This is a genomic window from Paenibacillus sp. PL91, from assembly GCF_012935325.2.
Taxonomy (GTDB): Bacteria; Bacillota; Bacilli; order Paenibacillales; family Paenibacillaceae; genus Pristimantibacillus.
In genome coordinates, this window is sequence record NZ_JABBYG020000029.1 from 1 (window position 1) to 13,101 (window position 13,101).

General features: G+C 45.3%; 8 protein-coding genes and 1 pseudogene. 2 read left to right on the forward strand and 7 right to left on the reverse strand.

The features are described 5' to 3' along the window. Positions 1-77 (forward strand): annotated as a pseudogene (locus HI950_RS36245) (type I methionyl aminopeptidase); the annotation flags it as partial. A 386-nt stretch (positions 78-463) separates the two neighbouring features. Here HI950_RS36245 and HI950_RS32820 read toward each other — a convergent pair. The 3 genes from HI950_RS32820 to HI950_RS32830 form a co-directional block, all read right to left on the reverse strand. Beyond that, a complete protein-coding gene (locus HI950_RS32820; RefSeq protein WP_169090990.1) occupies positions 464-823 on the reverse strand; it encodes an MmcQ/YjbR family DNA-binding protein in 360 nt (119 codons plus the stop codon). A 192-nt stretch (positions 824-1,015) separates the two neighbouring features. Further along, positions 1,016-1,204, reverse strand: a complete 189-nt coding sequence (locus HI950_RS32825) for a hypothetical protein (protein WP_169090992.1) — start codon at positions 1,202-1,204, stop codon at positions 1,016-1,018. Then, entirely contained in the window at positions 1,194-1,532 is a 339-nt protein-coding gene (locus HI950_RS32830; protein ID WP_169090994.1) for a YolD-like family protein, read from the reverse strand. The genes HI950_RS32825 and HI950_RS32830 overlap by 11 nt, the downstream gene beginning before the upstream one ends. Positions 1,533-1,847: 315 nt before the next feature. On the opposite strand from HI950_RS32830, the gene HI950_RS32835 reads away from it, so the two are divergent. Next, positions 1,848-4,355 (forward strand): SBBP repeat-containing protein, encoded by a 2,508-nt coding sequence (locus HI950_RS32835; protein WP_169090996.1) that lies wholly within the window; start codon positions 1,848-1,850, stop codon positions 4,353-4,355. A gap of 1,136 nt (positions 4,356-5,491) precedes the next feature. On the opposite strand, the gene HI950_RS32840 is transcribed toward HI950_RS32835, so the two are convergent. From HI950_RS32840 to HI950_RS32855, 4 genes are read right to left on the reverse strand one after another with little or no spacing between them, the layout of a single operon-like run. Next, entirely contained in the window at positions 5,492-5,905 is a 414-nt protein-coding gene (locus tag HI950_RS32840; RefSeq protein WP_187768209.1) for a hypothetical protein, read from the reverse strand. Positions 5,906-5,916: 11 nt separating this feature from the next. Next, positions 5,917-7,707, reverse strand: coding sequence for a glucosaminidase domain-containing protein (locus HI950_RS32845; RefSeq protein WP_169091000.1), 1,791 nt, complete (start codon positions 7,705-7,707; stop codon positions 5,917-5,919). Between the two features lie 12 nt (positions 7,708-7,719). Then, positions 7,720-10,473 (reverse strand): CD3337/EF1877 family mobilome membrane protein, encoded by a 2,754-nt coding sequence (locus HI950_RS32850; RefSeq protein WP_317618497.1) that lies wholly within the window; start codon positions 10,471-10,473, stop codon positions 7,720-7,722. Beyond that, on the reverse strand, positions 10,448-13,093 hold the full coding sequence (locus HI950_RS32855; protein WP_169091003.1) for an ATP-binding protein: 2,646 nt from the start codon (positions 13,091-13,093) through the stop codon (positions 10,448-10,450). Before HI950_RS32855 ends, HI950_RS32850 begins: the two co-directional genes overlap by 26 nt. Positions 13,094-13,101 lie beyond the last annotated feature (8 nt).

The window sequence follows — 13,101 nt, forward strand, 5'->3', positions numbered from 1 at the left end:
CCCGGACGCTGGACCGGAAGCTCGCCGCCCAATACGAGCATACGATCGCCATCACCGCTGAAGGTCCACAAATCCTGCCGCGCAATAGAATAATTAGAGGCCGACCAACGAGATGGTCGACCTCTTTTTACGTATTCGTTATAGCATCCTTCTTCATACGATAGATAGTTCCCCGTTAGCTCATAAATTTCCTTATTCAGGAAATAGTCCCCTTGTATATTTTGTGATAGGACAGGGCCTACATAATGGTTTGGGTGTAAAATTTTTTTAGGAGAAACGATGGCAGAATAAAGACAATGCATCAGCCGGCAGTTGCCGCCGAGCTCCGCAGCCAGTTTCCGCATGTCCTCTCGTTTGTTTTAAACTCATGTTAGCCTCATTATCAAAGAAAGTATGTATTAGACTGAATGATGTTGATTACACGATGTATTCTGGTTGAACACCGTATTATGTCATTGATCAATTAATTCATTTCAGAAATAGATTCTCGGAGTCTCTTAGGAAGATTTTTGAGAACCAATTCGTAAGAGTGGTCAATCATTTCAAAGATATCCGACTCTGGCAAGGAACCATCGATCGTAATTGTATTCCAGTTCTTTTTGTTCATATGGTACCCTGGTCGAACGGTCTCATGTTGCTCTCTCAAGTTTTCCGCAATCACTGGGTCACATTTTAGGTTTAATTGAAAATAATCCCCTTTGTCCTCAAAAATAAGCGCGAACATTTTACCTGCAATTTTGATCACCAATGGAGCGGGTCCGAAGGGATAATCCTTAGTCGCTCCTTTCTTCTTTAAACAGTAATCGATTATATTATTCTTCATATCAGCAAGTCTCCTTCGCCGGTGATATCAAATTCCTTAAGTCTTGTATATCATTATTATAACTGAATGTTGCCAGACCATTAATAACAGTTTGCTTTAATACGCACGTCAATCTAAGTCTTTATTTTCTTTCCACTATCATAAGCTAAGCCCGGCCTAGTTGGTCGGGTTTGGTATAGTCATTTCGTTAGTTTATTCTTCGTTGAATCTCCCATTATATAAGTCGTCCAGCAAATGTGTGAGCATGATTTTCTTAGCGACCCACATTAGAATCATTCCGCTGTCGATGCTTTTCGCTTCGTCATAACCATCTATTTTCAACCGCAGCTGTTCAGCGTTCTCTTCAAGATGCTCAATTAATTTTTTACGATCAATTCTCAAGCTGGGCACCTTCGATATTTTTGATTAGGAACCATTCACCATCGACCATGAACTGGCTCTTTAACTGGTTCACTCTATCTACGATACCGATAATCTCGAGTTCCTCAAATTCATGATACATCTTAAGCTTAATCGGCTCGCGCTGCTGCATCGATTGTGCAACGGCTCGAGAAACGTCTTCCCACTCTTGCTCATCAAGATGGATTCGCGTCCGTTTATGCCGTTCGCGATCCCATACATTCAAAGCCACTTTATGCTCTGGCAGCATCATTCTGCTGCTCTCCCACATTCCGTTTCCTTCAAGTTTCTTGCGCGATCCAGTGACCATTAAAACATCCTCCTCAGAGATTTATGTTTCTATTATATGCGAACAAACGTTCGTTATTCAAGTGATGAGAAATTTCATTAACATCGGAACAATTGTTCAAAGGTGAATAAAGTTTTAGATTGCTAATGCAATGATTTGACTACCGTGTCCTGTCTATGATGATGTATATTTAGGTGTTTCTAGAGCAATACCTTACCCCGTTCTTGATTAGTAAGTCCAGAAGTTATGTCACAAGGATAGATGCACAGGCAAGACGTTCAGGCCTAACATAACCATATGTAGACGCTCAACTAAGCGCTCGAAAGGAGGATGACATTGCAACCCATTGAAGAAACAAAACTGAGCATATTTGAAGCATACGGGAGGCTTCCTCTTGCGTTCGTTCCCAATGCCGGGCAAAAGGATCACCGGATTTCGTTCTATGCTCATGGGAAAGGCTTTCGATGCGCCTTTACTCCAGATCAAGTAAGAATGACCTTTTATGAAATTGATTCTCTCCCTTCATCGGTTGACAAAACCGGGATCGATTGGTTTTCGCCGGAACATACAGAGCAAGAAAGCGAACGGCGAATGAGAGGTGTAAACCTGACCTGGCGATTTGTAAATGCCCTTTCCGGAATGACAGTGGAAGGAGACGTATCGGAAGCCGGTAAGATCAACTATTTGCGCGGCAGCGATCCGCAACAGCATTACACGAATCTTCCGCAGTACCGGGAAGTTGCATACCGGCAGGTATGGCCTGGCATTGATGTCGTATTTCAAGGAGAGCAAGGGAATCTAAAATATGATGTAGTGCTGCAGCCAGGTAGCCGTGTGGAGGATATCCGGATCGTTTGTGAGGGTGCAGATGACATCCGTCTGGATGATGAAGGGAACTTGTTGTTCGAAACTCCCTTCGGAACCTTTACGGACCTCAAACCGTTCGCGTATCAAGACGTGGGTCACCTGCGAAAGCCGGTAGGCTGCCGCTTTGAGATCCGATCGGAAACGGATGGAAGTAGGACCATCGGATTTGAGATGATGGAGGAGTTCGATCCCGGATTTCCTCTGGTCATTGATCCGATTCTCCTCTACTCCACCTATCTCGGGGGAAGTATTACAGATCAAGGTCTCGGAATCGCAGTTGATGCATCCGGTAACGCCTATGTGACAGGATTCACCTTTTCCGCCGATTTTCCAACCACCCCCGGAGCATTCGATACCACCATCAATGGTAGTAGCGATGCATTCGTGACAAAGCTGAATCCGACTGGGACGGCGCTTGTCTACTCCACCTATCTCGGGGGAAGTGGGCAAGATCTAGGTCAAGTTATCGCGGTGGATGCATCCGGTAATGCCTATGTGACAGGTTTCACCCAATCCAGCGATTTTCCAACCACCATCGGAGCATTCGATACCACCTTGAGCGGCGTTCAGGATGCGTTTGTGACGAAACTGAATCCGACCGGGACGGCACTTGTCTACTCCACCTATCTCGGGGGAAGTGGGAGTGATGAAGGTCAAGGCATCGCGGTAGACGTATCCGGTAACGCCTATGTGACAGGCTTCACCAGTTCCATCAATTTTCCCACCACCCTTGGAGCATTCGATACCACCTTCAACGGTGTTCAGGATGCATTCGTGACGAAACTGAATCCGACGGGGACGGCGCTCGTCTATTCCACCTATCTCGGGGGAAGCACGGATGATTTAGGTTTAGGCATCACGATAGATGCATCCGGTAACGCCTACGTAACAGGACTCACCAATTCTAACAATTTTCCAACTACCCTCGGATCTTTCGATACCACCTTCAACGGTGTTCAGGATGCATTCGTGACGAAACTGAATCCGACGGGGACGGCGCTCGTCTACTCCACCTATCTCGGGGGAAGTGGGCAGGATATAGGTTTTTCTATCGCGGTGGATGCATCCGATAACGCCTATGTGACAGGACGCACACTTTCCATCAATTTTCCAACCACCCTCGGATCATTCGATACCACCTTAGGCGGCGGTCAGGATGCATTCGTGACGAAACTGAATCCAACCGGTTCGGCACTTGTCTACTCCACCTATCTTGGGGGAAGCTCATCTGATACAGGTTTTGGCATCGCGGTAGATCCTTTCGGTAACGCCTATGTGATAGGATCAACCCAATCCACGGATTTTCCCACCACTCCCGGAGCTTTCGATACAACCTTCAACGGAGTTGTGGATGCGTTTGTGACTCGTATTAGTTTAACAGGCTCAAACTTACTATTTTCCTCTTATCTCGGGGGAAGTGGGCAGGATGAAGGTCTTGGCATCGTGGTAGATGCATCCGGTAACGCCTATGTGACAGGACTCACCAGTTCCATCGAATTCCCCACCACCCCCGGAGCTTTTGATACCACCTTTAACGGTGTTGCGGAAGCGTTTGTCGCAAAAATAGGGGAAGTTATCGTTCCCGGACCACCAGGACCGCAAGGGCCTCCGGGTCCACAAGGGCCTCCGGGTCCACAAGGGCCTCCGGGTCCACAAGGGCCTCCGGGTCCACAAGGGCTTCCGGGTCCACAAGGGCTTCCGGGTCCACAAGGGCCTTCGGGTCCACAAGGGCCACAAGGAGAACCTGGACCATCTGGGCCTCCGGGACCTCAGGGAAAACAAGGACCACAAGGCGATCCAGGTCTACCAGGAACGCCGGGACCACAAGGGGCACCTGGACCACCAGGGCCGCCAGGGCCGACTGGACCAGCTGGACAAATAATCGTAAAACCCAAAAATTTAAAAAAGAAAAAGCTCCGTACTTGTAAAAAAAGCCTACGAAAAAAACACTGTTATCGAAAGAGAATTATCTGGTAATAATTACGAATCTCTACAGGCCCTCCTGTTTAAGGGGGGTTCTTTTGTCTTATTCGATTAACTGCCCGTGAGCTTTATGCTGGTATTCTAAATCTTTATTTCCTAGTCTATAACTATATTTTCACAGTCCAATACCGTCTTCATTGGGATTAGGGATGCGTTGTCGCAATTAGGGAAAGTTGTCGTTCCTGAACCACCAGCATTGCAAGTCAGAAGGTTTCCCTGACTATGCTATAAGAAGTGCGGGAGTGGTTCGATGAACGAGCAGGAAATAACCGTTCTAGATTGCTACGTTACTTGATAAGGTAGATGTCCTTCGCCTCTTCAACGATCTTCCAGTCGAAGTCACTATAGATCACTCGGACGAGATGTTTCGTCTGCTTTTCATATAACCGAGACAGGCATTATTGCTCGCAAGATGCATTGAACAGCTTCATCCAAAGCACTTACACTCGCTACACGCTTCAGTAACCACGGCCAATAACCGTAACGATTGCCAGCCAGACATTCTCAAATTCCGTGTCCCTTCCTACTCCGTGGCTGGCGACCCGTAACAGTACCGCTCCTTCTAACTTCGCAGTTCATCTCTCGAATCAAAACCAAACCACTCCATTCCGCTATGGAAGTGGGAGCAGCGCATTCGCGCATTCGTAGGTTCTTCGGTGAAAGGCGACTGGTTGCGAGGTTCCGCTATTCGATATGGCCAACACAGTCGAAACCGCGGCTGATCTGTAGATTCTTGTGGTGATCGTTCACTCGTCCAATTCTGGATTCACCACACTTCTCGATGAACATCAATTTTCGGGAAAACGGCTGGAAGATTGGCCGCAATGGTATGGCCATCATTACGAGAGTGTAAATATGCAGATCCCGAGTCTATATCTTATTTTTCTCGTCTACAACTACTTTATTTTTCGAGTCTAACACTTAACTTTTCAGTCTAATACTTTATTTTCCTAAGACAACAATGTCAGTGCGATGCATGATCAGATTAAAGAAAATAAAGTGGATTGGCTGCCTTTGGGATTGGTCACATATATTGACCGGGTGATTGCTTAGACTATCTGATTCTTAGTATCGGATAAAGAAAAGACCGCCTTAAGTGAGACGGTCAATTAGGTTGAGCCTATGCTGTTTCAAAAAAAACTGTGTAGCGACGGATAGAGAGGAGTCTCCCGCTTCCGATCTAGATTTAGCTCAAGACCAAGATCAATCATGGCGTTTTGTTCTCCGGAAAGAGAGAGGGTGTTCATCAAACGAATAAGCAGCTGGTGAATTGGATCGTATTCGTCCCGTAGCGGATCTGCATCTCCATCTGTAGAAAAGCACGTCCGATTAACCTGATAGAAGACGTCTTCGTACCGATATATGATCAGACGTGTAAATTCCGCTTGATCTTCTATTACCATCTTCTCAGGAAGAAGAAGTGCCCGGAACAGTGGTACATCGTCCATAACCATGCCGGCCATGTCGAACCAGGCTCTTACGCCAGCAAATGTGATTTCCATGTTCATCATTAGATAGGATTCAAGAAAGAGCTTGTCCATCATTGGTACCCTCATCAGTATTGCCCCTTTATATATTGTACTTGTGCCACGCGAAGGTCTTCGGATGAATCCGATTCAAGCGTAATCGAAATCGCATCTGGTACGTCCTTGATAAAAATATTCGGAGCTTCAGTTTCTCCTCCATATAAGTGGAGCATGTTATTATAATTTTCCAAATTAATGATAGGTTTACCCGTATATGGGTCTATCATATTCGAGTAGGTTATATCCCCATTACTGCGGATTACTTGACGTCCGTAATCACCGTAAACCTGCTGAATGCCGAACATAATGACTACTTTTTCCGTATTATTTTCGGCTGCTGGAGGTTTATTGACTGGTGCAACAACGGGTAATGGTCCGGGGAAAGCGCCAGTGTTATAAGGAACATCCGTCCACCGCTCACCCGTTTTTGGATTTATTCCCCGATCCCTATCCAGACTGGTTAGGTTATGTTTCATCATGAGGCTTTTCAACTTGTTTGCATATTGCCAGTCTGTTGCATAGCCGGCTCTCTGTAGCTCATTTGCCCATTCGAAAGGATTATTCATGGAGCGGGCGGTAAGGTAACGTGGGTTTACGATAAGAAAGTTTGCATGATCATCAAAGGATTCCAAATAACTAGAATAGGCGCGAAATTTTGCTTTTATTGGATAGGCGGTACCCCCACTTTGCTCGCTAGTGTTAGCGCTGCAGGACGGCCCAGTCCATCGACGGTCAGCCTTAATTCCGAATACATTGTTACAAATATCTACTCTCCCCCAGCTAGACTCTAGTGCCATCTGAGCGAGCGTCACACTGGCTTTAATTCCGGTTCTATTTTCTGAGACCATCGCATGTTCCGCCCATTTTAGGAAAAAGGGGTTATTGAGTGTACCGAACCTAGTAGGTACGGTAATAACCGGACCAGGTCCGCTTGTTGACCCCCCGCCTGCCCCGCTTCCCGAGTCCACAAGCCCGCCGCCGTTCAACATCCGTGTATAGATGATACCCTGTTCACTGAAAGTAGGTGCAGCGCTCTCCAAATACATATTACTAATATAGAGCTGGCTGGCTGTCTCGTAATCGAATCCGGTCACGTTAGACCAATCAATGTCCTCCATTGTATCAAAAGCGGAATCGGCAGCGACGTCTACGATTTGTGACATTAAAGTGATGAACGGCGTAGGATCGATAGCTTCAGTTCCTTCAGGAATCATTTCATAATGTAAATGAGGCCCTGTTGAACGTCCGGTTTTGCCTGAAAGACCGATGATCTGACCTTTCTTTACTTCTTGACCGGGTATGACATATGCATCGCTTAGATGGAGGTATTTGGTCACGATACCTTCTAAATCTGCATCATTCGTCTGTACAGCTACAAAAATGCCTGTACTCCTCTTTATCTCTGAATCGGTCGTTAATGGGTAATAGACTGTCTTTACTATGCCGTCTGTGGAACTAGAAACCGGCGTACCGACTCGAATGCCAAGATCAATACCACTATGAAAGCTCTGTACGCCTGTAACAGGATGGACCCTTTCACCAAAGTCATCAGTCATGGTCTTTTCAAGATTAGGCACGTAAATTTGAGGCGGAAGAAATTTCTCTGACAAAAAGGCTGTCGCGGCGATCGTTTGCGTACTGGAGATCACCGCGGCAATGACGTAGAAAAAAATGAAAATGGCGAGAATAATCGCATACACATACCAGAAGGAGGCAAAATGATTGGAGACCTGGTTGACTACTTCTTTTCTGATCTTATTTTTCAGCTGCTGTTTCAGGTAATCCTTCGCCATTTCCGTGGCCTGTTCGAACAAGGCCATGGATAATCCCTCCTAACTGTTATTGTTGTTGTCTACACGCTTCCTCGCTTTTGGTTTACGAGCTGTTTGAGCGTTTTTGGTAACTTTCAGTTCAATTTCCTTGTGTTTGGTGTTAACCGATGCTTCAGTTAGTCTCGTTCCACTCGCACGGCGCATCACATCAAGTTCCTTCCTTACGTTGCTGAGATCGGAAGAGACTTTGGTAGAAACAGAATCTTTCATATTGATAAGGACAGCTGTTTTTGCCACGGTATCGATTTCAAAACGTTCTCCTGGTTCGAGCGCAGCCACGGTTCGGGAAAGACCAACTTTAGCATCGTTCATACTCTTTTTGAGATTATCCGGAAGTTTGACTCTCGACATATCAACGGAGGCTTGAACCTTCCCATTAGCAAGAACGGAAATCGGAATATCCTGCTTAATTACTGTTGCCACACCTCCAGGAATGGAGAGTGGGAATTCCCGTGGTGACCTTACATTCGGTAAAGACGGCATTAATCTAGCAACGCCTTCCTTACTAAGCGGAGCTCCCGGTTTAACCGCAGCAGAAGGCATTTGAATACCTTCTTGCGGTGCAGTAGCTTTCATAAAAGCCTCGTTTGCAAGTAGTAGATCATCCCTCTTCTGCTTAAATTCCGGCATGCTTTGGAATGCTGGGGCAGAAGCAATACGGCCATTACGCGAAAGCATGTATTTGTTGACCTTCTGAGTTGTATTCAATCCTGTACTTTTGAAGCGGGTGTCCATCTTTTTCACAAAATCAGAGTGATTCACTGGCTCCCCTGTTACATTTGATTTGTCTATCGCCTGTTTGTACTCAACTTTATATCGTTCGAACAACTCGATCATGCAAAAATCGTCGATCGTGGTTTCGAGTCTCCGGTTCTTGTTCAATGTACCTGCTCGTTTCATTTGCTCAACAGCTTTCTTCGGTCGATCAGTCATGAAGAAAGATGCTTCACGTATCGCATTCTCATTGGTGTACATGGTGGCCGCTACCTGTTGGTCGTTCATTCCTTCATTAACGCCCTGTGATAGAATGGCCTGTTTTACATCGCCGCCATTTTCCTTAATGTCTTTAAGCCGTGTTTTCTCTTCTTTCCACTCTTTGTCCATGCCACGAAATGGGTTTTTTGTTCCATTTCGAAGATTTTCGTTTACCCGCTGGACATAAGGAGTGTACTGAATTGGCTGACCAGTATCAGTCGCATGTTCTTCAGCAGCGTTTTTCTCTCTTTGGAAGCGAAGCTGCATGCTTGCTGTGGTTGCATCATTAATGTTGTCGCCAGCCTTATGGATGGAGTTTGGATTGAACTTGCTAGGCACGCCTTCCGGCTCCTTCCGGTTGAAAACGCTGTTGACTGACGCGCCTGCCTTGTTATAGATGGTGCGTGTAACATTCCGCTGTATGGCATCCAACATAGTCGATTTGGCCTTTTGTGGCATGGGTATAACACCTGCTGCTTTTGAAAAAACAGACCCAATATCGTTCCGATACTTAAACACAACGAAAATCATAATAGCATCGATAAGCATTGCGACAAACCAACCCGCTCCGGAGTTATAGACGATATTGAACGCCATATGGCCCATCACGATTGAGAAATCCAAGAAGAAAAATGTAATCGTGGTTGTGAGTGCTAGTCCGATCAATTTGACAAATTGGGTGCGGACAACTGATAAACTTGCCTCACGTCCTGGAAGAAGTGACGCGAGTAGTGTGATCGCCATGAAAGCCGCGTGTAGTAATAGTTTTAGACGAACAAAAATCGTTGCAAGTGACCAAAAACTTAAAAAACCTAAGATAATTAGACCGAAAACAGCGTTACATAGAAGGATGACCATTTGTTCATCAGATCGTATTTTTCCTACAGCCGGATAGGTTTTTTTTGCAATCTCTAATGCTTTATTCCTTTCTTCGGAGTAGGGATCTGTTTTAAGGACCGATTCTACGATCTCCGGGGTTTTATCATAGGCAGTCCCATCGTCATACTGAAGCATGGTGTAAGGCTTCATCACAAGTTCCATCCATATTTGATCGGAAATAGCAGTTATGCCGTCAGTAGTTGTCCCACTGAGGCCTCCAGGTACGGCAAGTGCAGAATACATCGTATCTCCAAGCTCCGAAGCGGCGCCATTGATGAATTTAAGGATCGTACCGGCCTGTGAGAAGAATGTTAATGCGACGACGAGTGCCAGTATAAATGAAATTGCTGTTTGAGCCGTTTCCAAAAATCGAAGTCTAACAGCTTGCCAGAGCATATAGAGTAGGGTTACGGATGCAAAAATGCCGAACATACTGTTCCAAAGACCTTTCCCCATAGATCCGCTTGTAACGCCAGTTATGTTACCAATCATTTCAGCAATTCCATCAATTAGCGTGTTCATAAACCCAAAGGTGAAGGCTTCTCGCACAATAAAATTGAAGAAGCGAGTAATTTGTACGCCTAGCAGAAAAATCATGCTCAATGAGTGATCATATATGGAGTTAATACTGTCTGCTGCCTTAGCACCTACATTCCAAAACGAACGTTTGTCGGTTAAGGTCTGAAATGCATATTTTGATACCCCATATTTGTTATAAAGTGCTGATTGCTGGTTCTTACAGGATGGATCGCCTTTTGGACAACTCGGAATCATATTATCTAGTGAGCTCGCATGGATCGTTGGAAGCGGGAATGCGAAAATGAGAAATGCAAACAGTATACTAAAGATGATGGTGGCTTGTCTGGACGGAAGTTTAATCCTCCTCATCTTCCAGATCACGATCATCATCCTCCTCTGACGTAGCAGCTACTTCCTCGGTATATCTGGCAAATCGCTGCAGTATAGCGAATTCAGATTCCTCTTCCTCAGTTTCAGCAGCGCTATCGTTAGCTTCTGGCGGTCGAGTGTCGAAGCAATCAAAGAGATGTTGGAATACAACATCGACAGTAAGTACACCAACACGGCCATAGATATCCTGCATCAAACACTGACCATTTTCGAGATTTTTGACCATATCCATGTTTTCCTGTGTATGTTCGAGACCGAAATAAGATAGGGTGTCCTTTACCTTTTTCGTATCCGCGTCTCGGAAAGCGAATTTCATGCCGATGTTGCCGGCTAAGTCACCTGAGAAGTCAGTTGCATTCTGCGATGCTGCCAGGAGCCCGCCATTAAGCGATCGGCCAGTACGAATAACGCGATCTGCCATTTCTTTACCGATTTGCGTCCGTAGAATTGCCCATGATTCATCCATCGATGCAAGTGTGAAAATACCGCGGTCGTAGTAGATAAAACGGTCCATAAATCGACCAATAGAATACATAGTAGCGATCGACATTTTCTCAGCCAGTGAATAGTTATCTGGCAACTTTTCTACGGCTGGCATCTTCAAATTCTGGATTTGAAGAATATTCATGGCATATTCCATGTTGATCGTCTTCTGCTCACCATTACCAAAGAGCAACTTTGCAAATGAGAGATTCTTAAAGCTGTTGAGCACTTCCGCGACTACAGCAGCAGGTTGGCGGGTCTTCCCCATCTCGGCCAAAACGTCTATACACTTGGATAAGTATGGTTTTGGATGACTTGAAACCTCTATCACAGATTGTGATATGTATGAATATTCAATAGAGTTAGTCTTTACCGATGCTAGGTAGGACAGAATATCCATTGCTGCTTCCTTCGAGTCTTCTATGTTAGAAAGCATCAGAAACGGATCCAATTTCCCTTCGTCTTCGGGGTCAGATGAAAGAGTAGCGACTTGAATCTGTCCCTCGAGTTCTGGCAATGCGTCGGGCCAATGCGAGCGCTCCATTTTTGGATCAAAAAGAAGCGTTTTACCACCTTGAACCGCATTATGATAACTGAAAAGATTCAGTAGAACGGATTTACCGCCCCCCAATGTACCGTGTTCACTGATTGATGGTGATCGGTTGATCTGGCTTGCATGACGAAGATCAACATAGACCGGTCGTTGCAATGAACCAGTGGTTCCAATATATAAACCAACACCGTCACCGAGCTCCTGGGTGGCGCCGATCATTCCTGATGCCAGAGTTTCTGGCGGGATGCGCTGAATGTAATCAGAAACATACCGCGGTGATCCCGGTATAAAATCATTAAAGAGCAGCCACTGGTCACCAGCCGGCAACTCGACGTGAATGTTTCCAAAATCGCGGTAATGATCCTGAATGATCTTCACATTGCTCTTAAGCATGTTCAGGTCGGTGTTATATATTCCAAACGTGACGTGGGTAAGGAATGTCGGGTTCTTACGCTTTTTATATTCATCCTCAAGATAAAGCGCACGATCTTGCTTTTCCTGTAGGTCAAGCGGAACTGTCGCCCCAGCTTCATTGATGTTTTTGACTTGGTTGTCGATGTCCATTTTCTTTTTACTTAGTTTCTTTAGAGCATCACGTGCCTCAAGAACTTCTACCTTGACACTCATTTGGACGGGAAACGGTAAGGTCGCTGCACTATAAAGCCATTCACTTCCAGGCATATCCATGGACTCGGGAAGCTCAGATAACGTCAGGTAAGCATGATAGACTTGCTTCTCTACCCCATCGTACGGTTGAGTAATTTTAATTCTTCGTGGGCTTGAAGCGTCGATATCGCCTTCAGTAAGCGTAAGTACCTGACGGGAGTCGTAAAGAAATGTGCTCAGTCCACTACGCTCTCCTTTGGTTTTCTTTGGATTCCATCCATCATCATCACTTGAGCGAAGTGCTGGATCAGCAATCCCCCACCAGAAATTACGTTTAATCAGCCATTCAATCGTTTCATGAGTACCCCGTTTAATTTTCATTTTTCGGCTGAGTCGTTCAAATATTTGCTGTTCCTTGATCTGATAGGACTTAAATTCATGTTCAAAGATTTCTGGTTCGTTGAGTCCGGATATATTCTCGATAAATCGTTTAGGGTGAAGGATTAGTTTTTTCAGTTCAGTAGCAACATTTTCAACTTGCTCTACTAAATCCTTTGCATCATTCTTGGGAAGGTATACAGCAATATACGCCCTATAATCGGAATTGTTTGTCCCGCTCTGCGACGTATAATTCTCGTTTAAATACTCGTTCAGGGTATCGATAACTTTCTTGCCCCACTTCTTCATGGGTCCATGGAGACGTTGCTTCAGCCGTTCATGGTGCTCGTTAATGTCATGCGAACGTGGCAGCCAAAGGATATGGAAACTGTCGGTCATTAATGCCAAAAAAGAAGTTTGCGTAATTAATCGATCAATCTGCTGTTGGTCGCTAAGATGGTCATAAACATATGGTTCAATTTCATAAATGGCAGATACGGTCTTGTCGTGATTGAATATCAGATTGTTTTCGAAGTAAGCGATCGAGAACTCAATATTTACTTTGCTAATTTTCTTTTTCGGTAGCGCCAAGAATAAGA

Coding starts and splice junctions, on each gene's coding strand:
- HI950_RS32820 (WP_169090990.1), bottom strand. CDS start 823: ATGAAGAATAATATAATCGATTACTGTTTAAAGAAGAAAGGAGCGACT.
- HI950_RS32840 (WP_187768209.1), bottom strand. CDS start 5,905: ATGATGGACAAGCTCTTTCTTGAATCCTATCTAATGATGAACATGGAA.
- HI950_RS32845 (WP_169091000.1), bottom strand. CDS start 7,707: ATGGCCTTGTTCGAACAGGCCACGGAAATGGCGAAGGATTACCTGAAA.
- HI950_RS32830 (WP_169090994.1), bottom strand. CDS start 1,532: ATGGTCACTGGATCGCGCAAGAAACTTGAAGGAAACGGAATGTGGGAG.